Here is a 23,186-nt window from a genome sequence, read left to right as displayed (position 1 = left end):
AAACCGTGGCGGCCGCTCCCGGGACGAATGGGCGCCGCTGCGCGCGAAAGGCACTCGGGTCGGCTCATCGTCCGCCGCCGGGCAGCGAGGTACCGATGATGACCTTGGCCTGGATGGAACCGTCCGGCGCCTTGTCGCCCTGGATCAGCACGAGCTCACCGGGGGGCAGATCGGACACTTCGGTGCCCGACAACGCGATCACCTGGGTGTTCGCGTCGGTGCGCACCGTAATTGTGTTGCCCATCACCGAACTCACCGTCAAGGTGCCGCCGTCGTTGGCGGTGATGGTGCCCATGGTCGCGCCGAGTCCTTCGACGTCGCCCAGGCCTGGCACGCCCGGCAGCCCGCTCGGCGGGGTCGGCGGAGCGGTCCTGGTGCCGGGCAATGGCCTCGTGGTGGCGGGCGCCGTCGAGGCGGCCGCCGTGTCGGACGGACCGGAATCGCTGCCGCCGAGCAGCACGCCCGCGACAACGCCGATCGCACCGATCAACAGCACGACGCCGATCGCCAGGGCGATCCACAGGCCGGTATTGCGCCGCGGCGGCTCCGGCGGCCGGGGCGGCAATCCACCACCGGGCGGCGGCGCCGTACCCGACCACCGATCACCGCCACTGTCGGGATAGGCGGTCCACTGGGAGTCGTAGGGCGGGAACTCTCGCGTCGCGTTCGTCCCCGGCGGGCCCCAGGAGCCGTATTGCTGCGTCGGGGGGTACTCCGACGGAGCACCGGTGCCGTACGCGTCGTTGTACTGCGTGGTGTGCGTCGGATCCCCGTACCCGGACTTGCCCGGCGAGCCCAGGTGTTCGGTCGGCGCCTCCTCCGGCCGCTGCCCCCATGGATCGTTCGGGTTGGTCATGCGCTCCAGCGTAGGTCCGTTCGGTCGCCCGCGCCCGCAAGTAGGCGGCCTCGCTCCCAGCGCTGCCCGGAGCGAGTCCGCCTACCCTCCTCGGCTCATCTCCCGACGATCAGTCCGTCGCCGTCGGGGCTGACGGCCACCTTGACGCTGTCGCCGTCGGAGATCTCGCCCGCCAGCAGTTCCTTGGCGAGGGAGTCGCCGATGGCCTGCTGGATCAGCCTGCGCAACGGGCGCGCGCCGTAGGCGGGGTCGTAGCCGCGCACGGCGAGCCAGAACCGCGCCGAGTCGCTGACCTCCAGCTTCAGCCTGCGCTGCGTCAGCCGCTTCTGCAGCTGCTCTAGCTGGATGTCGACGATGCGCTCGAGCTGCTCCTCGTCGAGGGAGTGGAACATGACCACGTCGTCGAGACGGTTGAGGAACTCCGGCTTGAACGCCGAACGCACCGCGTTCATGACGAACTCGCGATCACCGCCCGCGCCCAGGTTGGAGGTCAGGATGAGGATGGTGTTGCGGAAGTCCACCGTGCGGCCTTGTCCATCGGTGAGCCTGCCCTCGTCGAGCACCTGCAGCAGGATGTCGAACACGTCCGGGTGCGCCTTCTCGATCTCGTCGAACAGCACCACCGTGTAGGGCCTGCGCCGCACCGCCTCGGTGAGCTGACCGCCCTGGTCGTAACCGACGTAACCGGGCGGGGCGCCGACCAGCCGGGCGACGGAGTGCTTCTCGCTGTACTCGCTCATGTCGATGCTGACCATGGCGCGCTCGTCGTCGAACAGGAAGTCCGCCAACGCTTTCGCCAGCTCGGTCTTGCCGACGCCGGTCGGGCCGATGAACATGAACGAGCCGGTCGGGCGGTTCGGGTCGGCGACGCCCGCCCGCGCCCGGCGCACCGCGTCGGACACCGCCTGCACCGCCTCGGTCTGGCCGACCACGCGACGCCCCAGCTCCTCCTCCATGCGCAGCAGCTTCTGCGTCTCCCCTTCCAGCATCCGGCCCACCGGGATGCCGGTCCACGAGGACACCACCTCGGCGATGTCGTCCGGGCCGACCTCCTCCTTGAGCATGACCTCGCCGTCACCCGCTGTCGCCGAGACCTTTTCGGCCTCGGCGAGCTGCTTCTCCAGCGCCGGAATCCGGCCGTAGCGCAGCTCGGCCGCCTTGCCCAGGTCACCGTCGCGCTCGGCGCGTTCGGACTCGCCGCGCAGCGCCTCCAGTTGCTCCTTGAGCGTGCGCACCTGGTCGATCGCGTTCTTCTCGTTCTGCCAGCGGGTGGTCAGCTGGTTGAGCTTCTCCCTGCCGTCGGCGAGTTCGGCCCGCAGTTTCTCCAGCCGCTGCTTGGAGGCCTCGTCGGTCTCCTTGGCGAGCGCGACCTCCTCGATCTCCAGCCTGCGCACCGCGCGCTCCACCTCGTCGATCTCCACCGGTCGGGAGTCGATCTCCATCCGCAACCGCGAGGCCGACTCGTCGACCAGGTCGATCGCCTTGTCCGGCAGGAACCGGGAGGTGATGTAGCGGTCCGACAGCGTGGCCGCGGCGACCAGCGCGGAGTCGGTGATGCGCACGCCGTGGTGCACCTCGTAGCGATCCTTGATGCCGCGCAGGATTCCGATGGTGTCCTCCACCGACGGCTCGCCGACCAGGACCTGCTGGAAGCGCCGCTCCAAGGCGGCGTCCTTCTCGACGTGCTTGCGGTACTCATCCAGGGTGGTCGCGCCGACCAGGCGCAGCTCGCCGCGGGCCAGCATCGGCTTGATCATGTTGCCCGCGTCCATCGCCGACTCGCCGGTGGCGCCCGCACCGACGATGGTGTGCAGCTCGTCGATGAAGGTGATGATCTGGCCCGCACTGTTCTTGATGTCCTCCAGCACGGCCTTGAGGCGCTCCTCGAATTCGCCGCGGTACTTCGCCCCCGCGACCATCGCGCCGAGATCCAGCGCCACGACTGATTTGCCGCGCAACGATTCGGGGACGTCGCCCGCCACGATGCGCTGAGCGAGTCCCTCGACGATGGCCGTCTTACCGACGCCCGGCTCGCCGATCAGCACCGGGTTGTTCTTGGTGCGTCGGCTCAGGACCTGCACCACCCGGCGGATCTCGGTATCCCGGCCGATGACCGGGTCGAGCTTGCCGGAGCGGGCGGCGGCGGTGAGATCGGTGGAGTACTTCTCCAGCGCCTGGTAGCTGCCCTCCGGATCGGGGCTGGTGACGCGGGCGCTGCCGCGTACGGCGGTGAACGCCGCACGCAGCGCGTCGGCGGTGGCGCCGTATTTGGTGAGCAGCATCGTGACGTCGGAGTCGCCTGCGGCGAGACCGACCATCACGTGCTCGGTGGAGACGTACTCGTCACCCAGCTCGGTGGCCAGACGCTGCGCCGCGGTGATCGCGGCGAGGGCCTCGCGGCCCAGCTGCGGCGCCGTGGTGGCGCCGGTGGCCCGCGGCAGCCGGTCCACGATGTCCTGGGCCTCGCGGCGCACGGTCGCCGGGTCCGTTCCGACGGCCTTCAGCAAGGGCGCGGCGATGCCGTCGGTCTGGTCCAGCAACGCCACCAGCAAGTGCGCCGGACGAATCTCCGGGTTGCCCGCGGCGGAGGCCGCCTGCAAAGCGGCCGTCAGAGCCGCCTGGGTCTTGGTGGTGGGATTGAACGAGTCCACGAGTCACCTTCCTACTAGTCGATTCCCACGGCGCCGAGCGCGATCGTCCAGTGCGTACCCCGAGGCTCACCCTCGCTTCGTCTGGCCGCTTCTTCGGCTCGGCGCCGTTCCTTACCGTCCAACGTTGGAAAGGTTGAGTCTGTTCCGCTCAAGTTTTAATTTCTTCGGCGCGCCGGTCCCGCACCGCCGGATGGAGTCGAACGCTACGCCCCGACACGGGCGAATGCGACGCCCGCGACACCGCCGAAGCGATGATTCCGCACGTCGACGGGGTTCGGATGCCTACGATGACCACGGCCGTCACTTTGTTGCATCACTCTTCACCCCGAATCAAGGAGCGAATGGATGCGCGCGATCGTGGTACGGAAGTTCGGAGCGACGCCGGAACTGGCCGAGATGCCGATGCCGGAACCCGGGCCGGGAAGCGTGCGGGTTCAACTCCAGGCGGCCGGGGTGAACCCCTTCGACCAGCGCATGGCCTCCGGGATCCTGGACGGCCGACTACCCCACGACTTTCCCATGATCCTCGGGGTGGACGGCGCGGGCACGGTCGCAACGATCGGCGAGGGCGTCAGCCGCTTCGCCGTCGGCGACCGGGTGGTCGGCAAATTCCTCACACCACCGGTGGGGCACGGCAGCTTCGCCGAGTACGCGGTGCTGCCCGAAGGCGGCACGCTGGTGCCGATCCCGCCGGGCGTGCCGACCGTCGCCGCCGCGGCGCTGCCGACAGCCGGAGTCACCGCCCAGGATCTCGTGGACGCCACCCAGATCCGGCCCGGCCAGACCGTGCTGATCGTAGGCGCGACCGGCGGCGTCGGCTCCTTCCTGGTGCAACTGGCCAATATCGCGGGCGCACGCGTCATCGCCACGGCGCGGGGCAGTTCCGCCGATCAGATGACCAGGCTGGGTGCGGCGGAGACGGTGGACTACACCGCGGCCCCGGTACGCGACCAGGTCGCCGCCGCGCATCCCGACGGCATCGACGTCCTGTTCGACCTGGTGAGCACGCCCGAAGCGCTCGCGGAGCTGACCACGCTCGTCCGCGACGGCGGCACCGTCTACTCCACCACCTTCGCCGCCGACGAGGACGCGTTGCGCGCGCGGTCGCTGCGGGGCGGCAATATCGAATCCAAGGGCAAGGCGCCGGAGCTGGCCCGGCTGATCCAGCGTGTCGCGGCGGGGGACGTGGTCGTGCCGATCGACGCGACCGTCCCGCTCGCGGAGGGACCCGCGGTCATCGGAGCGCGGGGCGCGCGCGGGAAGACCGTGCTCGCCATCTGAGCCGTACCGGCCCACCGTGCGGGCCGGCGTCCCGCGAGACCACCCGGAGGTGTGCGATGAGCAACCGAGCACCCCAATTCGGCTTGTTCCTGATTCCCGAGGCCGACGACTTCCGCCGGCTCGCCGAACTGAGCGCGTACGCCGACGTTGCCGGACTCGACCTGATCGGGATCCAGGACCACCCCTACCAGCGCCGCTTCTTGGACACCTGGACGCTGATCACCACTCTCGCCGCGCGGACCGAGCGGATCACCTTCTTCCCCGACGTGGCGAACCTGCCGCTGCGCCAGCCCGCGCTGCTGGCGAAAGCGGTGGCCTCGCTCGACATCATCAGCGACGGCCGGATCCAGCTCGGCCTCGGCGCGGGCGCGTTCTGGGACGCCGTCGCCGGAATGGGCGGGCCGCGCCGGACCGGCGGCGAGGCGGTGCGCGCCCTGGCCGAGGCGATCGCGGTGATCCGGGCCATGTGGAGCGACGCGCGATCGGTGCGGGTGCCCGGCGCCTCCTACTCCCTCGCGGGCGCGCACCCCGGTCCCCAGCCGCGGCACGATCCCGGCATCTGGCTAGGCGCGAAGGGGCCGCGCATGCTCGAGCTCACCGGTCGGGTCGCCGACGGCTGGGTGCCGTCGTCCGCGTGGGCGCCACCGGAGTTCCTCGCCGAGGCGGGCAGCCGGATCGATGACGCCGCCGCGGCGGCGGACCGGGACCCGCTGGCCGTGCGGCGGGTGTTGAACGTGTCCGGGCACATCACGGCGGACGGGGCCGATCACGGCTTCCTGGACGGTCCACCCGAGCGGTGGGCCGACGATCTGCTGACACTGCACCGCGCCCAGCGGATAGACGGATTCGTCTTCTGGCCGACCGAGGGGGAACCGGTCGAGCAGATCCGTCGTTATACCGAGCAGGTCGTGCCTGCGGTCCGTACCGGCGCCGGGACCTGACCTTCCGGGAACAAGCGTCTGGGCACGCCGGAGGGGTCGCGGCGACGGTCCATGACGGGTCAGCGACATTCGTCGTTTGCCCACCGATTACCGTGTGGCCGGGTCTCACGGCACCGACGGCGCGGTCGGACGTAGTCCGTCTCCAGCCCGCGCCCGGCCGCAGCGGAGGCGAAGGTACGCCTATACCCACACGACCACGGCATTTTCGGGGATACTTGTCGGCGGGAGACCGCCGGTAACGGGTATGTCCCCGGGCAGAACTGAGGGAAAGGAAGCTCCACGTCGTGGATGCGCGTTCGGCTGCGCTGGTCCGCGCCAATTTTCGTTCGGTGACCGAGTCGCCGAATGGACCCGAGCGGTTGGTCAGTGCGTTCTACGGACATTTGTTCGCCGAGGATCCCCGGCTGCGCGAATTGTTCCCACCGGTCATGGAGATGCAAGCCAAGCGCATCGCCACGGCGATCCAGTACGTGCTCGATCACCTGGAGGACTGGGAGCGGGCACAGGCATTCCTGGAGCAGCTCGCCCGCGACCACCGCAAGTACGGCGTCGAGGCCGCGCATTACGACATCGCCGGCCGGGCGCTGCTCGCGGCGTTCCGCGCCTACAACGGCGTGGCCTGGAATCGCGGCTTGGAGGAGGGCTGGCGCGACATCACCATCCTGATCTCCGCGTCCATGGCCATCGGCGCCAACTCCGACAAGTCGCAGCCGGTGTGGGAGGCCACGGTGGTCGGCCATCGCCGCGTGCTGGAGGACCTGGCCATCGTGCGGCTGCAATCCGACGGTCCGGTGCCCTACCAGGCCGGGCAGTACGTGCCGGTCACGATTCCGCAGCGTCCCAAGATGTGGCGTTATTTCTCCCCGGCGATCCCGTCCAACCCCTATGGCGAGATCGAGTTCCACGTGCGCAAGATTCGCGGCGGCTGGGTGAGCCCCGCGATCGTCAACGAGACCAGGGTGGGCGACCGGTGGCAGATCGCCGGCCCGCTCGGCGGCCTGCGCGTCGACCGGGACAGCGGGCGCGACGTGCTCATGATCGGCGCGGGCACCGGCATCGCCCCACTGCGCGCACAGCTGATCGAAATGGGCCAGCGCGGCATCAACCCGCGGGTGCACTTCTTCATCGGCGGCCGCTACCCCTGCGACCTGTACGACGTGGAGAACATGTGGCAGCTCTCGCAGAGCAACCCATGGCTGACCATCGTTCCGGTGTGCGAGCAGAAGACCAACCCGTGGTGGTACCCGCATCCGCCGCAGGACGCACCGTACGGCATGCACCGGCGCCTGATCGGTAATCTTGGCGCCGTGGTCGCGAGCTTCGGCGCGTGGGAGGACCGGCAGATCCAGATCGCGGGATCGGCCCGGATGATCGCGGACACCCGGCGCGCGCTCATCGCGGTCGGCACGCCGGAGCAGAACATCAGCTGCGACCCTGTGTAACGAAGGAGGCCCCGTTGGGGGACCCGAGCACGCTCGGTAACGGTGCGGATCAGGCGCCGGAGTGGACTTCGACCGTCGTCGGTCATCACCGGTTACGGCACGATCTCGCGGTGATCCGCCTGATCGGCGAATTCGTGCCGTTCGCCGCGGGGCAATCGGTCGAGGTGCGGGTGCCGCAGCACCCCGGTGTGCGGCGCAGGCTCTCACCCGCGCTGCCGCCGTCACTGGACGGCAAGCTGGAATTCCACGTGCGCACGGTGCCGGGCGGCTGGTGCAGCGGCGCGATCGTGGCCGACACCCAGCCGGGCGACGAGTGGCGCATCGGCGCTCCGCTCGGCGGGTTCTGGGTCGACCCCGACGGCGACGAAGTGGTGATGATCGCGGGTGGCACGGGATTGGCGCCGATGCGCGCGCAGATCCTGGAGCTGGCCCGCAAGCCGTCGCCACCGCCCACCTATCTGTTCATCGGCGGGCGATCCCCCCGCGACCTGTACGCCTCGGACATGCTCTTCCTGCTGGCCGCCGAATTACCTTGGCTCACCGTGATTCCGGTGGTCGAGAGTCCGGAGGACCCGGACTGGGTCGATGAGTGGTACGAGCAGTCCCGCGTCGACATCGGCTTCCCGCCCGACGACATGCTGTACGGGACGCTCGCCGACGTCCTGGGCTCCCATGGCGCATTCCTCGAGCACCAAGTGCTGGTCTGCGGCTCACCGGCCATGGTCCAGACCACAGTGGACCGCCTCCTGGAAACGGGAACTCCCCCGGAGCGGATCCAATTCGAGGGCCTGTGATCAATACAGCGGATCGTGGCGGATGTTCTTCGCGAGCGTTCCCGCTGCCATGAGGCGGAACTTCGTGGTCTGCACCATCGATGGGGAACCGGCGATCTGCACGTCGCGGTCGGGCCAGGCGCCGAAGCTCGCGACGACCTTGCCGATCTGGCCGGTGACTCGGGGTTCCAGACCGGGCCATGTGGTGCGGGGCTCGTCGGGTTCGGTGTACCACCACGGGTTTTCGTCGTGCTCACTGACCGGCGTGACGGTGAGCCAGCGGTTGGCCATCGCCAGCTTGCTCAGCGTTTCCAGGTCGTAGAGGTCACACGGGTGGTGACCGCCGACGAACAGGTGCACCTTCGGATTGGTCCGCCGCATCGCCATCGACATCAGCTGTGCCCGCAGCGGCGCGACGCCGGTGCCGCAGCCGACCATCAGCATCTTGCGTTTGATGTTGCGCGGAACGCCGAGGCCGCCGAGTGGTGAGCCGAGCAGCCACTGGTCGCCGACGACGGTCTGGCCGACGACGGCCGAACTGACCCAACCGCCCAGCACGCTCCGGACGTGGAACTCGATCTCCCCGTTGGCATTCGCGGGCACCGCGGGCGAGAGATAGCGCCACATGCGCGGCCGCGAGGGGATCTGCACGCTCAGGTACTGACCCGCCGCGTAGTGCATCGGCTGGTCCAGTTGCAGCCGGACGACGACCAGGTTGCGCAGCACCTCACGCCGCTCGATCACGGTGCCGGTCCACACCGGCGGCGTGGCCTCCTTCTCCGCCGCGCCGATCATGGTGTCGGCGATGACCTTCAGGCCCTCGTCCCAGGCCCGGTCGACCTCGTCGGTCCACATCTCCGTGCCCGCGAACACCTTGACGGCGGTCTTCAGCGCGGTGGACACGGCGGTGTAGTGCGCCGGCTGCACGCCGTACTTGCGATGGTCCCTACCGAGTTGGGCGAGGAAGGGCAGGAGCTTGTCGGGCTCCTCCAACCGGTCCAGCGCGTAGGAGATGGCCTTGACCAGGCGATCGCGCTGGGCGTCCATCGCGGCGGGAAAGAAATCGCGGACATGCGGGTAATCGGTGAACAAGATCGCGTAGAACGATCTCGCCAGTTTCTCCGGCCCCCCGTCCTCCGCAGCAACTGCCTTGAACGTGGTTCTGATCAAAGCGACAGTGCGCGAATCCATTGCCGTCACAACCCCATTTCGCACTCGTTCACGAACCATGCCGGCGAGTGAGGTGCTGCGGGCCACTCGACAGCAGCCGACGGAAAGGAGTGTAGGCGAGGTTTGCCAGCAACGGAATCTTTCGGAGGAACATCACGCGTGTAATTCTGTCGAAACGAGGTCGCCCGGCGAGACACGCCAGAGAAACCGACTGCACGACGGTGGATCTGGCACGAATTCGGTCGCGTTCACGGCGAATTGGCAACGGCCGCTTGGGAAATTCCATAGCGACTGGTCTGTTCTAGCGACATCAGAGCAACATGCATATCGCCACACGTAAAGCAAACCAGGCATACCGCACCGTTACCGTGATCCGGTCTATGGTGAGCAATCCCAGTTGATTCGACAACGAAATAACTTTCGCCACATGACCTCTGCCGAACGTGTTCTGGTTTACCGTCAGCAAATACAGGGTGATTCCGGCTCCCGAAACGACGAAGGCCCCGGCCTCGAATCGCGGTGTGCGACCGAGGCCGGGGCCGTCGTCGTGCCGGTTATCGCCGGTGCCTGCCGTCCTCACGACGATGCCGAGGCTGCCAGACGACCAACGCCGTACTGCGCTGCGGCGGCGAGAGATCGGGACGGTACCCGGCGCGCATTCGCTCCAGCTCCGCCGTCAGGTCCGCGACCTGGTTGCGCAGCTCTTCCACCTGATTGGTCAGTTCGATGATGCGCTTGATGCCCGCCAGGTTGACGCCCTCGTCCTGGGACAGCCGCTGCACCTCGCGCAGCAGCTCCACGTCCCGGGCCGAGTAGCGCCGCCCCCCGCCCGAAGTGCGTTGCGGCGTGACCAGTCCCAAACGGTCATACGTGCGCAGCGTCTGCGCGTGCATGCCGGCCAGCTGGGCCGCCACCGAGATCATGAAGAACTCGGCGCGCGACCCGCCGGACGCGTTCTTCGGTTCAGAGGACATCACGCACCTGCCCATCCCGCCCGTGGATCGAAGCCGCTGAGCCGCTCCACCTCCTGGTAGCGCTTGAGCGCCTCCACGGCGTCACCGTCCAGCTTCTGCGGTATCGCGACCTTCACCGTCACCAGCAGGTCGCCCGCGCCGCCGCCACGCTTGGGCACGCCACGGCCGCGCACCCGCAGGATACGACCATCGGCGGTACCCGGGGGCACCTTGACGCCGACCCGGCCGTCCAGCGTTGGCACCGAAACCGTTGTGCCCAGGACCAATTCACTGTAACTGACCGGCAGCACCAAGGTCAGGTCGTCGCCGTTGCGGCCGAAGACCTTGTCCTGGCTGACGTGGACGGTGACGAAGAGGTCGCCCGACGGCGCCCCGCGCAGTCCCGCCTCGCCTTGGCCGGCCAGCCGGATCCGTTGGCCGTCACCGACTCCCGGGGGAATCCGCACCGTGATGGTGCGCGTGCGGTTCTGGATGCCGTTGCCGTGACAGTCGACGCACGGGTCGTCGATGATCGAACCGCTGCCACGGCACTCGTCGCACGGCTCGCTGAAGCCGAACGCGCCCTGGTTGCGGCTGACGACGCCGGTGCCGTTGCAGATCGGGCAGACCCGCGGACTCGTGCCCGGTTTGGCTCCGCTGCCGTGGCACGTGGTGCACGGCGACGGGCTGGTCATCCGCAGCGGAACCGTGACGCCCTGGGCGGCCTCGCGGAAACCGAGCGTCGTCTCGGTCTCCACGTCGGCGCCGCGCCGGGGGCGGCTCGACGTCCGCGTGCCGCCCCGGTTGAACAGACCACCGAGCAGGTCACCGAGGCCACCGTCGGCGGCGCCCGCGCCGCCGAAGATGTCCCCGAAGGTGAATTCCTGCGAGAAGCCGCCACCCGCACCGGGACCGAACCCACCGCGACCGTAACCGCCACCCGCGAAGAGCTTGCGGGTGTCGTCGTACTCTTTGCGCTTGGCCGGATCCGACAGCACGGCATGCGCCTCGCTGACGGCTTTGAACCGCTCCTCGGCTTTGGTGTCACCGTGGTTGGCGTCCGGGTGCAAGTCACGCGCGAGCTTGCGGTAGGCCTTCTTGATCTCGTCCTGCGAGGCGCCGGAGGAAATACCCAGCTCCTTGTAGAAGTCCTTTTCGATCCACTCCCGCTGGCTCACCGAGCATCTCCTCCTCTCGCGTCCTTATTGTTCGTTCGCGCCGGCATCAACATCCGATGCCTCTTCGGTCGGCTGGTCAGGGGTTTCCGTCGAATCGGCTACGCCGTCGGTTACCCCGACGAGCGCGTGCCGAAGCACCCTATCGCCGAAGCGATAGCCTTTGCGCATCACGATGCCGATCACCGGGTCGTGGCCGGAGCCCTCGTGCTGCACGGCCTCGTGCAGGGTCGGATCGAAAGGCTCGCCCTCCGAACCGAACTCCTCGAGGCCCTGCTTGAGCAGCGCGGCCGACAATTTGTCGGCCACCGACTTCAGCGGACCGGACTCCAGGTCGCCGTGCGCCCGCGCCCGGTCGAGATCGTCGAGCACGCCGAGCAGTTCGGTGACCACCGACGCCTTGGCGGAGTCGATCGCGGCCTTGCGGTCGCGCTCGACCCGGCGCCGGTAGTTGGCGTACTCCGCGGTCAGCCGCTGCAGGTCGGCGGTGCGCTCGGCGAGCTCGCCGCTGATGGTGTCGGCGAGCGCCTGGGCGTCGCCGCCGTTGTCGGCCTCCGCACCGTTGCCCGACTCCGGGGCCTGCGCGGCCGCGGCGCCGTTGTCCGCGGCCTGCTGCCGGATCTCACCGGTCTCCGGGTCGATCTTCCGGTTGTCGACGAAGGTGATCGGCTCCTTCTCAGAGTTGCCCTCGGTCACTTCTTCTCCGTGTCGACCGGCTCGTCCACGACCTCGGCGTCCACGACCTGGTCATCATCCTGCGCCGAACTCGAAGCACCGTTGCCCTGCGCCGCGGCGTCCGCGGCGGAGGCCTCGTAGATGGCCTGGCCGAGGGCCTGCGACTCGGTCGCCAGCTTCTCGACGGCCGCCTTCACCGCGGCGATGTCGGTGCCCTTGAGCGCCTCGTTCGCCTCGGCGATAGCCGCCTCGACCTTGGTCTTGACCTCGGCGGGGACCTTGTCCTCGTTCTCCTTGATGAACTTCTCGGTCTGGTGCACCAGCGACTCGGCCTGGTTGCGGGTCTCGGCCTCCTCGCGGCGGGCCTTGTCCTCGGCCGCGTGCGCCTCGGCGTCCTTGATCATCCGATCGATCTCTTCCTTGGACAGGCCGGAGCCGTCCTGGATCTTGATCGTGTTCTCCTTGCCGGTGCCCTTGTCCTTCGCGGTGACGTGCACGATGCCGTTGGCGTCGATGTCGAAGGTGACCTCGATCTGCGGCACGCCGCGAGGGGCCGGCGGGATGCCGGTCAGCTCGAAGGAACCGAGCAGCTTGTTGTGCGAGGCGATCTCGCGCTCACCCTGGAACACCTGGATCTGCACCGACGGCTGGTTGTCGTCGGCCGTGGTGAAGGTCTCCGAGCGCTTGGTCGGGATGGTGGTGTTGCGCTCGATGAGCTTGGTCATCACGCCGCCCTTGGTCTCGATGCCCAGCGACAGCGGGGTCACGTCGAGCAGCAGGACGTCCTTGACCTCACCCTTGAGCACACCGGCCTGCAGGGCGGCGCCGACGGCGACGACCTCGTCCGGGTTCACGCCCTTGTTGGGCTCCTTGCCACCGGTCAGTTCCTTGACCAGATCGGAGACGGCGGGCATACGGGTGGAACCGCCGACCAGCACGACGTGGTCGATGTCGGACACCTTGATGCCCGCGTCCTTGATCACGGACTGGAACGGCGCCCGGGTGCGGTCCAGCAGATCGGAGGTGATCTTCTGGAACTCAGCGCGGGTCAGCTGCTCGTCGAGGAACAGCGGGTTCTTGTCCGCGTCGACGGTGATGTAGGGCAGGTTGATCGAGGTGCTCTGCGAGGAGCTCAGCTCGATCTTCGCCTTCTCGGCGGCCTCACGCAGCCGCTGCATGGCCATCTTGTCCTTGGTCAGGTCGATGCCCGAGCTGGCCTTGAACTTGTCGACCAGCCACTGCACGACCCGCTCGTCCCAGTCGTCACCACCGAGGTGGTTGTCGCCGGAGGTGGCGCGGACCTCGACGACGCCCTCGCCGATTTCCAGCAGCGAGACGTCGAAGGTACCGCCACCGAGGTCGAAGACCAGGATGGTCTGTTCCTTGTCGCCCTTGTCCAGGCCGTAGGCCAGCGCCGCCGCGGTGGGCTCGTTGACGATGCGCAGGACGTTCAGGCCCGCGATCTGCCCGGCTTCCTTCGTGGCCTGCCGCTGGGCGTCCTCGAAGTAGGCGGGCACGGTGATGACCGCGTCGGTGATCTCCTCACCGAGGTAGGCCTCGGCGTCGCGCTTGAGCTTCATCAGCGTGCGAGCGCTGATCTCCTGCGGCGTGTACTTCTTGGCATCGATCTCGACGGTCCAGTCGGTGCCGATGTGCCGCTTGACGGAGCGAATGGTGCGGTCGACGTTGGTGACGGCCTGGTTCTTGGCGGGCTGGCCGACCAGTACCTCGCCGTTCTTCGCGAACGCGACGATCGACGGGGTGGTGCGCGATCCTTCCGAGTTGGCGACGACGACCGGCTCGCCGCCTTCGAGCACGGCGACGACCGAGTTCGTGGTCCCGAGGTCGATTCCGACCGCACGAGCCATTGTGGTTCCTCCTAGTTGACGTACCTATGTGTGTCGGTGCCGAGGCGGACAACCGCCCTGCGACGCCCGGTGAAGGACGCCGCGAGACCTCGCCCCTAGCACCTCACGGAGCACGGCCCCAGCAATACTGAGCGTGGTCGGCTCAATCCTGCCCGGCGGGCGTTCCGGAGTCAACCGAAACTTGAGCCCTACACACTCAATCTTGTCGAAAAGCTCAACGGGCGACGCGCGCGATTAATTCCCGGACGGCGGCACGGAGCCGGAAAATTCTCGGGTCTGCCCGAGACGCCGGGCTCGACCACGAGGCGTGTCGCATCCGCCGTCGGTCCGCACCCCTCGGTTCCCCGCGGTGTCGCCGGTTCCCGCTTGATACCGTCGCCTGAACTGGCAGAATCGGCGGTCATGGACTCCTCGGCGACGACTTCGTGCTGCGATGACGGCGACTACGACGTTCTGCAGTGGGACACCAGGGCCGACTGCGAGGTGCGCCAGATCCTCGACCGGGTCGCCGACAAGTGGTCGCTGCTGGTTATCGCGCTGCTGGACCAGCGCAGTCTGCGGTTCACCGAACTGAAGCGGGCGATCGACGGCGTCAGTCAGCGGATGCTCACCAAGACCCTGCGGCATCTGGAACGCGACGGACTGGTCCGGCGCACCGTGTACCCGACGATCCCGCCGCGGGTGGAGTACGCGCTGACGCCGCTCGGCGCCAGCCTGCACACCACGATCAACGCACTGGTCACCTGGACCGAGACGCATCAGAACGAAATCGCCTCCGCCCGTGACGACTACGATCGCCGCGCGGCGGAGGAAGCGACGATGGGCGCTACCGCGCAGTAGGGTGACGACGGGCGTCCCGGCCGGGTCGCCCGCGCGCGCCGTCCATCGAGGAGCCGCCATGAGGGCCGCCGTCGTCACCGCTGCCGAGTTCGAGGTCGCGCGGCTGCCCACGCCGCGGCCTGGCGCGGGTCAACTGCTGATCGACGTCGCGCGCTGCGGCATCTGCGGCTCGGACCTGCACGCGCGCACCCACGCCGACGAACTGGCCGACCTGGCCGTGGCCACGGGCTACGAACACTTCATGCGCTCGCAGCAGAGCGTCGTGCTCGGGCACGAATTCAGCGGCACCGTGGTCGACTACGGGCCCGGCTGCCGCAAGCGGTGGAAGACGGGAACCCCGGTCGTCGCGCTCCCGATCGTCCGGCACGGCGAGCAACCCCATCTGGTGGGGCTCTCGGCCGCTGCGCCGGGCGGCTATGCCGAACAGGTGGTGGTCCAGGAATCGATGACCATGCCGGTGCCCAACGGCCTGCCCTTGGAACACGCCGCGCTGACCGAGCCCATGGCGGTGGCCTGGCACGCCGTGCGCAGAGGCCGCGTGGGCAAGGGACAGACCGCGTTCGTCATCGGCTGCGGGCCGATCGGCTTGGCGGTGATCAGCATGCTGAAGGCCGCGGGCGTGCGCACCGTTGTCGCCAGCGACTTCTCGCCGCGCCGGCGAGAACTCGCCACCGCGTGCGGCGCGGATGTCGTGGTCGATCCGGCGACGGAATCGCCGTGGGCAGCCGCGCCGAAGAAGAGCCGGATCAACGGCGTCACCGACATCCTGGGTCTCGGGTTCGACACCATGGACCGCCTGCGGCGGGTTCCGAACCTGCCATGGTGGTACGTCTTCCGGCTGGCGCACACGTTGAACGCGGGACCGGCCGGACCGGTGATCTTCGAATGCGTGGGCGTACCCGGGATCATCGACCAGATCCTCACGGCCGCACCGCCGCTGTCGCGCGTGATCGTGGTCGGAGTGTGCATGGAGGCCGACCGCTTCCATCCCGCGATGGCGATCAACAAGGAAATCGAACTGCGGTTCGTGCTCGGCTACGACCCCGGCGAGTTCCGTGACACCTTGTACATGCTCGCCGAGGGAAAAGTCGATCCCAGCCCGTTGATCACCGGGACCGTCGGGCTGGACGGCGTGGCGGACGCCTTCACCGCCCTGGGCAACCCGGAGCGCCACGCGAAGATCCTGATCGACCCGCGTGGTGTCGGCGCCGCGCCGATCTGAGAGCCGCTCAGGGCGCGGCGGCGAGGACCTCGTCGGCGATTTTCTCGTCCAGCGTCACCCGCACCAGGGCGGCGGCGAGTTCCGCGGTGTGGTGGTCCGGCGCCAGACGCGCCAGCCGGTCGGGGTCTTCCGGCAGCTGCACGCGCTTGGCGCCACGCAGTACGCGCTCGTCGAAGTGCGGCCGGACCCACGACCAGACGTCCTGGATCTCGCGCAGGAAGATATCGGCCCCGGTAGGACCGATGCCGTCGAACTCCTGGAGCAGTTCCGCGGCGCGCTGCGGGTCGTTGTCCGCCTTTTTCGCCAGTTCCCGCAGGTCACCGTGGTAGCGATCGAGTACGCGGGAGGCGTTGTGGCTCAGCCTCGTCGCGGTGCTCTCGTCGTATCGGCGATAGTTCCCCCGCCCCAGCGCATCGACCAGCTCCTGCCAACTCGCGTCAGCGACCCGGTGCGGTGTCCGGTAACCGCTACAGATCAGCTCTCGCGTCGCCCCGATCGCGATATCGGCGGAGATGCGGGCGCTGAGCAGCTGGGAAAGCATCAGCAACTGGAAGAGCGCGGCCGGTTTGTCATCGAGCGTGATGCCCGCTTCCTCGGCATATCCCGTGCCCGCGCGGACGAGCAATTCGTGTACGACGTCCTCTTGGCTCATCGTTACCTCCTCTCGCTACCAGGGCGCATACCCGGGCGCGAGGGGGCTACACCGGCGGCGCGGCCGCGGTTCGGCGAAACGTTTCGCCGCAGGTCACGGTGCTGTAGCGGTGCGGGCGCGGGGACATCCGCGGATCATTCCGGCAGGACGCTCAAGGTGCCCTCCGCGCTGCGGGCGGCGGTCAGGCAGGCCGTGGCGGTGAACTGGTCGGCGAGGGGGTGGCGAGCCCGGGCACGCCACTTCCGGACGGCGGCGACCGCCTGGGCACGCTGCGCGGGCAGCGGCGCGTCGATCGGCAGGCCGAGACGCAGGTGGGGTGCGATGCCGGAGCCGCCGATGAGGCGGTGCAGTTCGGCGAGATCGTCGGCGGGCAGCGTCAATTCGTCGGTGCGCAGGCGGCCGAGCAGGCGCAGCTCGGCGAATCCGTGCACGTCCGCGAGCAACGTGCGCACCCTCGGCAGCAGGCGGTCGGCCGGGGTGCCGCGGTAGGCGGTCAGCACCCGGGCCAGCGCGGTGAGCGCGGAATGCGCCTTGAGCTGGTCGGCGCGCTGACCGAACTGAACGTCGAGCACCGAGCGCAATTCGTCCACTCCGCTGCGGGCGGTCAATTCGGCGGCGAGCGTGGCCGAATCGCGCACGCCGAGCCGGATCAACGTCACCGCCATGCGGATGCCGAACAAACCGAACCGCTCGGCGAGCTGCGCGCGCAGCTCCGGCGGCACCGGCAGCGGCACGTCGGCACGCGCGAAACGGTCCGCCGAGAGCAACGCGGCGCTCAGCTCGTCGACCGGGACACGCGCCAGCGTCTCGAAAGCCGCGAACTCCTGCTGGCGCAGCGTCGCCGCGGCGAAGGCGAGCAGCCCGGCGACCGGGATCACCGCCTGACACAGACCTGTTCGCTCCAGTTCGCCCGCGAAACGCGTCGCGACGTCGCGCGCCGAGTGCAGTGCGTCGATGCGGCCCGCCCCGATCTCGTCGGCTCGGGAAACCACGCCGACTATGCCGAGCGGGCCTGCGGCGCCGTTGGCCACGGCGGTTCCGGCGCCCACACGCTCGAGGAACTGCACGTCCGTCGCGTCCAGCCTGCGCAGCAGATAGACGACCGCGTCGGCGCCCGGCATCGCGATTGCCTGCTCGGACCGCTCGTCGTCCGCACCTGGTGTCAACAGGCGCGCTGTTCGAAGCGACACCTCCCGCGACAGCGAGGACGTACCGGGGGTGTCGATGATGGTGGTGTGCGCGAGCGCCGCGGCGGGCCACTCGACCTCGAGATGGTCGACCTCACGCGGGGCCGGGACATTCCAATTGAGCCGGTCGAGGTCGAAGGTGAGCCCGTGCGTTCCGCTGCCGCGGCGGACCACGACGTGCGCGCGGGCGCCATCGGGGGCGTACGCCGTCACGCTGGGTGTCGAACCGTACCGGTACCAGGTGACCACCCTGGTGCACTCGGTCGCGTCGGTGGGAGCGATGTCTTGTCCCACAAGGGAATTCAGCAGGGTCGATTTGCCCGCCTTGATCGAACCGGCGAGCGCGACGCGCAACGGCTGATCCAATCGGCGGGCGCAGTCGGCCAGCATGGCACGCGGCCGCGGCTCGCTCGCGAGCGCCGCCTGTGCCGCGCCGACCAGCCGATGCGCCTCCGCGACGATTCCCGGCACCGCGCCACCATCACGTCTCACGGGGCTACCGTACCGGCGGGTCCCATCGGTAGTGCGGTCTGCATGGCATCGGCATATCGGCGCAGCTCGGCGACTACGCGCAGTTGCTGTTCCAGCTGTGCGCCGCGTTCGGCCCGGCGGGTGGCGACCATGCTCGCCGCCTCCTGCGCGGCCCGCAACGACTCATCGATGGAGCGGAGGCTGCGCTCGGCGACGCCCGCGTAGTGATCGCGCAACGCGCGGTGGATGCGGTGCAACCGGTCTTTCGACTCCTTGCCCGCCTGGAACGCCACATCGTCGACGAAACGGCGCACCGCCGCCTTCGCCTCGATGCGCCGCTTGGCCAGCCTGGCCTGCTTGTCGTCCCGGAAAGCCTTGCCGCCCACGATCAGCCCCGCGCCGATCGAGATCGGGTTGAGCAGGGCGAGCCCGGCGAAGGTGCTGGCCAGCCCCACCATGAGCACGCCGCCGTAGGAACCGCGCATGCCGACGAGCAGCTTGCTGCCGAAACCGATGTCCGGTTCCAGATCGGCGAGCGTGCCGGAGAGCGCACGGCCGCTATCGGCCCCCGCGCCGGGTCGCACATCCGGCAGGTCGACGGCGCCGAGTTCGGAGAAATGCTCGGCGACGCGCTCGGCGAGTTCGATCGCCCGGGAGTGGGTCCACAGCAAGTTGTCGCCGAGCGCGGTGTCGACGGTGCCGGTGAGGTGTTCGGCGATGCGGTCCCAATGCCTGCCCGGATCGTGCTCGTCGATCCATTCCTCCGTGCTGCGCGCGATGTTCCGCAGGCGGTCACGCAGATCGTGGTCGACGTCGCCGGCCAGGTCGGTGATGCCGTCGGCGAGCGTCTGCTGCCAGGCGGCGGTCCTGCGGTGCAGTTCCTCGGCCGCGCCGCGGGCGGATTGCAGCTCGCGCACCGCCGCCGCGCCCTGTGCCGGATCGCGGACCGCGACCAGCTCACTGCCCAGCGCCAACGCGAGATGCTCCGCCGCGGAGCGGATATCGCGCGCCACGGCGGTGCGTGTGGCCTGCTGATCGCGCGCCACCACCTGGTCGCGCAGGAATTCGTAGAGCACACCGAAGCCGGATTCGACACCCAGCTGCCTGTCCTGCAACCGCATCGCGTGGCTGCGCAGCAGCGACGACACCGGAATCATCGGCACGTCGAGGCGGGCCCGAGCGAGATGGCCGAGATCGGCCTCGTGCACCTGCCGCCAGTGCGGATACAGATCGGTCTTGGTGAGCAACAGCGCGACCGTCGGGCACAGCTCACGCACCTGCCGCAGGAACGCCAGTTCGGGCTCGGTGAGCTCGGTCGAGGCGTCCGAGAGCACCAGGACCGCGTCCGCGGCGGGCACCATGCCGAGCACACCCGCGGCATGGGCGTTGCCGTGCCCGCCGACGCCGGGAGTGTCGATCAGCACGATGCCGTCGGCCAGCAGCGCGTTGGGTATCTCGACCTCGAGGCGCACGATCCGTCGTCCCTGCGCCAGCGGCGAGCGCGAGTCGATCGCACCGATCTCCGCGATCGGCACCGTCACCCTGGTCTCCGCCCCGCTGGAGTCGCCGTGCGCCGCGAGCACCAGCTCCGCACGCGGCTCTGAGCCGTGCGCCAAGAGCATCGGAACCGTAGTGGTGACGTCGTCGCCGACCGGGCAGATGTCCAGGTTCAACAGCGCGTTGACGAAACGGCTTTTGCCTTGGTCGAGCTGTCCCGCGACGATAATGCGCCGACGCGGGTCACGGACCCGGTCGGCCGCCACTTCCAGGCGGCCGACCAGATCGTTGCGGCCCGCGGCACGCGCCGCCGCGATGGTTTCACCGAGTACCGAGAGCAGCGGTACCGCCGGTGGAGTGGCGTTCGGCGCGGGCGTCCCCATCGCGGTATGGACCTCTTTTCCGTACTACCGGGCATTCCTACCGGGCAACTGTCAGTGCAGGAATGTATCGCCACCGAGGTCGGCGCCTGCCGAACCGCTCAGCTCCGTGCCGGCATGGGTGTCGCCGAACAGGCCCGAGTCGGCGTGGCCGCTGGTCGTGCTGTCCAGGCCGGAACCGAACGCGCTCGACACGTCCAACGAGGACCAGGTGTTCGCGGTCGATCCGACGCTGCCGCCGAGACCTGCCCCGGTGTCCACTGTGCCGTGCGCCGCGCCGCCCGCCGAGCCGACCAGTCCGGCCCCCGCGTCCACCGCGCCGCCGACGCTCGACTGCGCCGCACCGCCGAGACCGGCCGTGGCGTCCAGGCCCGACGACAGGCCGGAGGTCGCGTGCCCACCCGCGCCGATGCCGCCGCTGATCCCGCTGTCCAGGCTCGAACCCAGGTGCGCTCCCGCGCTCGACGCGCCCTCGAGACCACTCGACAGACCCGCGCCCACGTTGCCCGCGGCGCCGAGACCGGTTTCCAGACCCGCGCCCGCCGCGCCTTCGATTCCGGTGGAGAGGCCGGTACCGAGACCGGCACCGGCTTCTGCGCCCGCGCCGAGTCCGGCCGACAGGCCCGAAGCGAGTCCGGCGCCCGCTTGGGCTCCCGCGTCCAGCCCCGCCGACAGACCCGAGCCCAGCCCCGCACCAGCCTGCGCTCCCGCGTCCAGCCCCGCCGACAAACCCGAGCCCAGCCCCGCACCAGCCTGCGCGCCCGCGTTGATCGCGCCGGTCAGGCCGGTCTCGAGGCCGGTGCCTGCCTGCACCGCGCCGTCCACGCCCGTGGACAGACCGCCACCGAGGCCGGTGGACAAGCCTGTTTCCAGCCCGGTCGCCGCTTCGATCCCCGCGTCGATGGCCCCGCCGAGACCGGTTCCCAGGCCCGTGCCGAGCTGGCCGCCGATGTTCAGGGAGCTGTCCAGTCCGCCGCCGAGTTCCGCTCCGGTGCTCACAGCCGCGCCGAGACCGGTCTCCAGACCCGCCGTCGCCTGCGTGCCGAGATTCCCGGCACCGCCGATGGCGGAGGAGAAATTGCCTCCCAGTCCGGTGGTCAGGTTGCCGGAACCCTGCACCGCGCTATCGAGGCCGCCGGTGAGTCCGGTCGTCGCCTGACCGGTGGCGTCGAGCGCACCGCCGAGACCGGACTCGAGACCGGAACCGATCTGCGCGCCCGCGTCGGCCGCTGCGTGCAGTCCGGTGGAGACCCCGGCGCCGAGGCCGGCGCCCGCCTGCGCACCGCCGTCCAGAGCAGCGTCCAAGCCTGTCGTCACCGAACCGGCCCCGTTCACGGCCCCTTCCAGACCCGCGCCCACACCGGCAGTCAGGTCCGTCGCGGCACCACCAACGCCCACGAGACCTGCACCCAAGCCCGTGGTCACACCCGCCATCCCGTCGATCGCACCTTCCAGGCCCGCGCCCGCACCGGCGCCGAGACCCGCGGTCAGGTCGGTCGCCGCACCCGCGGCGCCGCCGAGACCAACGCCCAAACCGGTCGCCGCATCGACCGCGCCCTCGAAGCCCGCACCGACACCAGCGGTCGAATCAGTCCCCACACCCACAGCGCTCTCCAACCCCGCACCCAAACCGGTCGTCAGGTCCGCAGCGCCCTCGAGACCCGCACCGATCTGCCCACCAGCACCCAGTGCCGCATCCACACCCGCAGTCACACCACCGACCGCATCGAGCGCACCATCGAGACCGACACCAAGACCCGTCGTCGCGTCGATTGCACCCTCCACACCGGTACCGAGGCCTGCGGTGAGATCGGTCGCCGCACCCGCGGCGCCTTCCAGCCCCGCACCCAAACCGGTGGTGAGGTCCACCGCGCCTTCCAGTCCTGCGCCGAGCCCGGTTGTCAAACCGGTCGTCGCATCGACAACGCCCCCGAGACCCGCGCCCAAGCCTGCGCCCAGATCAGCACCCGCCTGCGCACCCGCGCCGAGGCCTGCGGTCAAGTCGGTTGCCGCGTCCACGGCACCCTCCAGACTCGCGCCCAGCCCGGTCGTCGCATCGATAACGCCCCCCAGGCCCGCGCCCAAGCCGACACCGAGATCAGCACCCGCGCCCAAAGCCGCGTCCAGACCTGCGGTCAGACCGGCTGCGGCGTCTACTGCGCCTTCCAGTCCGGCTCCAAGGCCCGTGGTGACACCAGCTGCCCCGTTCACCGCGCCTTCCAAGCCCGCGCCCAGGCCTGCCGCCGCATCCACCGCGCCGCCCGGGCTCGCGCCCAGCCCGCCGCCCGCGCCCAGTGCCGCGTCGATGCCGGCAGCGAGGCCGGTCCCGAGTCCGGCGGTGATGTCTCCCACGCCTTCGAGGTCGGTGTCGAGGTCGAGGCCCGCTCCGATGCCGCTGATCACCTGCGCACCCGCGCCGAGCAGACCGCCCACGGCGGCGGAGAGGTCGGCGCCCGCGTTCACCACGGTGTCCAGGCCCGCCGCCAGTCCCGCACCCAGACCGGCCCCGAGCTCGAGCCCGGTTTCGATCGCGGTGTTCAAACCGGCGCCCAGGTCCACGCCCGCGCCGAGATCGACGCCCGTGCCGACGCCGAGATCTATGTCGACATCCCCGCCCGCACCGGCGCCGAGGTCGACTCCCAGATCCGCGCCCAGATCGACTCCGGCGCCCGCCACCGCCGCCGCACCCACGGTGCTCGCCGCGCCGACCGCGGCCGCGGCGCCGGTCTGCGCGCCCGCCGCCACGATGGCTTGCAATTGAGAGCCGCCGGTGACCAGCGCCGATTCCGCCACCATCGGGGCGCAGAGCGTGATGTCCTCTGGTGTCACCGCGCTCAGGCCCGCGGCGGCCAGCGCCTGGGTGGGGTTGGCGCAGTAGGCGACCGCGGCTTCGTCGTTCCGCAGCAGATCGAGGATGAACTCCAGAATCGCGTTGGGTGTCATGAGAATCGTCTCCTGAGTCCCGGCGGACCTAGATGATCCGCAGTCGTTGGAATGCAAATCACGCTAGGAGCGCAGGGCGTTACGCCGAAACGGGGCGAACCCCTACGACTGAGCGGGGGCACCCGATAGGGGTGTGAGCGAAATTAGGGGAATTTCCCTAATGGTTCCCCTAACGGGGTAACGGCTGATGGCCAGCAACCGACAGAACG

General features: G+C 69.5%; 17 protein-coding genes. 6 read left to right on the top strand and 11 right to left on the bottom strand.

The annotated features are described in order from the left end of the window. Positions 1–64: 64 nt before the first annotated feature. Complete coding sequence (locus tag GVY39_RS06090) at positions 65–856, bottom strand: DUF5666 domain-containing protein (RefSeq protein WP_159922028.1); 792 nt, start codon at positions 854–856, stop codon at positions 65–67. Between the two features lie 95 nt (positions 857–951). Next, entirely contained in the window at positions 952–3,507 is a 2,556-nt protein-coding gene (gene clpB, locus GVY39_RS06085; protein WP_159922030.1) for an ATP-dependent chaperone ClpB, read from the bottom strand. A 345-nt stretch (positions 3,508–3,852) separates the two neighbouring features. Between clpB and GVY39_RS06080 the strand changes: the two genes are divergently transcribed. The 4 genes from GVY39_RS06080 (at position 3,853) to GVY39_RS06065 (ending at position 7,965) form a co-directional block, all read left to right on the top strand. After that, a complete protein-coding gene (locus GVY39_RS06080; protein ID WP_159922032.1) occupies positions 3,853–4,788 on the top strand; it encodes an NADP-dependent oxidoreductase in 936 nt (311 codons plus the stop codon). Positions 4,789–4,844: 56 nt separating this feature from the next. Next, the gene (locus GVY39_RS06075) at positions 4,845–5,729 is read left to right on the top strand and encodes an LLM class flavin-dependent oxidoreductase (protein WP_159922034.1); all 885 of its coding nucleotides are present in this window, start codon (positions 4,845–4,847) and stop codon (positions 5,727–5,729) included. A 284-nt stretch (positions 5,730–6,013) separates the two neighbouring features. Next, complete coding sequence (locus GVY39_RS06070; RefSeq protein ID WP_159922036.1) at positions 6,014–7,171, top strand: FAD-binding oxidoreductase; 1,158 nt, start codon at positions 6,014–6,016, stop codon at positions 7,169–7,171. A gap of 14 nt (positions 7,172–7,185) precedes the next feature. Further along, positions 7,186–7,965: an FAD-binding oxidoreductase gene (locus GVY39_RS06065; protein WP_159922038.1), complete on the top strand. Its 780-nt coding sequence runs from the start codon at positions 7,186–7,188 to the stop codon at positions 7,963–7,965. Here GVY39_RS06065 and GVY39_RS06060 read toward each other — a convergent pair whose 3' ends face one another. The 5 genes from GVY39_RS06060 to dnaK form a co-directional block, all read right to left on the bottom strand. Further along, positions 7,966–9,135, bottom strand: a complete 1,170-nt coding sequence (locus tag GVY39_RS06060; RefSeq protein WP_159922040.1) for a globin domain-containing protein — start codon at positions 9,133–9,135, stop codon at positions 7,966–7,968. A 533-nt stretch (positions 9,136–9,668) separates the two neighbouring features. Further along, a complete protein-coding gene (locus GVY39_RS06055; RefSeq protein ID WP_159922042.1) occupies positions 9,669–10,088 on the bottom strand; it encodes a heat shock protein transcriptional repressor HspR in 420 nt (139 codons plus the stop codon). Further along, entirely contained in the window at positions 10,088–11,245 is a 1,158-nt protein-coding gene (gene dnaJ / locus GVY39_RS06050) for a molecular chaperone DnaJ (RefSeq protein ID WP_159922044.1), read from the bottom strand. Before dnaJ ends, GVY39_RS06055 begins: the two co-directional genes overlap by 1 nt. Before the next feature lie 24 nt (positions 11,246–11,269). Next, a complete protein-coding gene (gene grpE / locus GVY39_RS06045) occupies positions 11,270–11,938 on the bottom strand; it encodes a nucleotide exchange factor GrpE (protein WP_159922046.1) in 669 nt (222 codons plus the stop codon). Then, positions 11,935–13,785, bottom strand: coding sequence for a molecular chaperone DnaK (dnaK, locus tag GVY39_RS06040; RefSeq protein WP_159922048.1), 1,851 nt, complete (start codon positions 13,783–13,785; stop codon positions 11,935–11,937). The genes grpE and dnaK overlap by 4 nt, the downstream gene beginning before the upstream one ends. A gap of 402 nt (positions 13,786–14,187) precedes the next feature. On the opposite strand from dnaK, the gene GVY39_RS06035 reads away from it, so the two are divergent. Next, positions 14,188–14,625 carry a helix-turn-helix domain-containing protein gene (locus GVY39_RS06035; RefSeq protein WP_159922050.1) on the top strand — a complete coding sequence of 146 codons (438 nt, stop codon included), beginning with the start codon at positions 14,188–14,190 and terminating at the stop codon, positions 14,623–14,625. 58 nt (positions 14,626–14,683) lie between these two features. Next, on the top strand, positions 14,684–15,847 hold the full coding sequence (locus tag GVY39_RS06030) for a zinc-binding dehydrogenase (RefSeq protein WP_159922052.1): 1,164 nt from the start codon (positions 14,684–14,686) through the stop codon (positions 15,845–15,847). Between the two features lie 7 nt (positions 15,848–15,854). Here the strand turns inward: GVY39_RS06030 and GVY39_RS06025 are convergent, their stop codons facing one another. From GVY39_RS06025 to GVY39_RS35110, 4 genes are all read right to left on the bottom strand, one after another. Further along, a complete protein-coding gene (locus GVY39_RS06025; RefSeq protein WP_159922054.1) occupies positions 15,855–16,499 on the bottom strand; it encodes an endonuclease in 645 nt (214 codons plus the stop codon). Between the two features lie 134 nt (positions 16,500–16,633). After that, complete coding sequence (locus GVY39_RS06020) at positions 16,634–18,178, bottom strand: dynamin family protein (protein WP_321209599.1); 1,545 nt, start codon at positions 18,176–18,178, stop codon at positions 16,634–16,636. Then, on the bottom strand, positions 18,175–20,037 hold the full coding sequence (locus GVY39_RS06015; RefSeq protein ID WP_159922056.1) for a dynamin family protein: 1,863 nt from the start codon (positions 20,035–20,037) through the stop codon (positions 18,175–18,177). Before GVY39_RS06015 ends, GVY39_RS06020 begins: the two co-directional genes overlap by 4 nt. A 51-nt stretch (positions 20,038–20,088) precedes the next feature. After that, positions 20,089–22,977, bottom strand: coding sequence for an S-layer family protein (locus GVY39_RS35110; RefSeq protein ID WP_159922058.1), 2,889 nt, complete (start codon positions 22,975–22,977; stop codon positions 20,089–20,091). Positions 22,978–23,186 lie beyond the last annotated feature (209 nt).

It is taken from the genome of Nocardia sp. CY15 (assembly GCF_009829295.1).
Taxonomy (GTDB): domain Bacteria; phylum Actinomycetota; class Actinomycetes; order Mycobacteriales; family Mycobacteriaceae; genus Nocardia; species Nocardia sputi.
This window is presented reverse-complemented; position numbering and strand designations above follow the sequence as displayed.

What these genes read in the sequence shown, in the direction of transcription:
- dnaK (WP_159922048.1), bottom strand. Translation starts at nt 13,785, where the DNA reads ATGGCTCGTGCGGTCGGAATCGACCTCGGGACCACGAACTCGGTCGTC.
- GVY39_RS06055 (WP_159922042.1), bottom strand. Translation starts at nt 10,088, where the DNA reads ATGTCCTCTGAACCGAAGAACGCGTCCGGCGGGTCGCGCGCCGAGTTC.
- GVY39_RS06080 (WP_159922032.1), top strand. Translation starts at nt 3,853, where the DNA reads ATGCGCGCGATCGTGGTACGGAAGTTCGGAGCGACGCCGGAACTGGCC.
- GVY39_RS06090 (WP_159922028.1), bottom strand. Translation starts at nt 856, where the DNA reads ATGACCAACCCGAACGATCCATGGGGGCAGCGGCCGGAGGAGGCGCCG.
- GVY39_RS06030 (WP_159922052.1), top strand. Translation starts at nt 14,684, where the DNA reads ATGAGGGCCGCCGTCGTCACCGCTGCCGAGTTCGAGGTCGCGCGGCTG.
- GVY39_RS06025 (WP_159922054.1), bottom strand. Translation starts at nt 16,499, where the DNA reads ATGAGCCAAGAGGACGTCGTACACGAATTGCTCGTCCGCGCGGGCACG.
- GVY39_RS06075 (WP_159922034.1), top strand. Translation starts at nt 4,845, where the DNA reads ATGAGCAACCGAGCACCCCAATTCGGCTTGTTCCTGATTCCCGAGGCC.
- GVY39_RS35110 (WP_159922058.1), bottom strand. Translation starts at nt 22,977, where the DNA reads ATGACACCCAACGCGATTCTGGAGTTCATCCTCGATCTGCTGCGGAAC.
- GVY39_RS06015 (WP_159922056.1), bottom strand. Translation starts at nt 20,037, where the DNA reads ATGGGGACGCCCGCGCCGAACGCCACTCCACCGGCGGTACCGCTGCTC.
- GVY39_RS06035 (WP_159922050.1), top strand. Translation starts at nt 14,188, where the DNA reads ATGGACTCCTCGGCGACGACTTCGTGCTGCGATGACGGCGACTACGAC.
- GVY39_RS06060 (WP_159922040.1), bottom strand. Translation starts at nt 9,135, where the DNA reads ATGGATTCGCGCACTGTCGCTTTGATCAGAACCACGTTCAAGGCAGTT.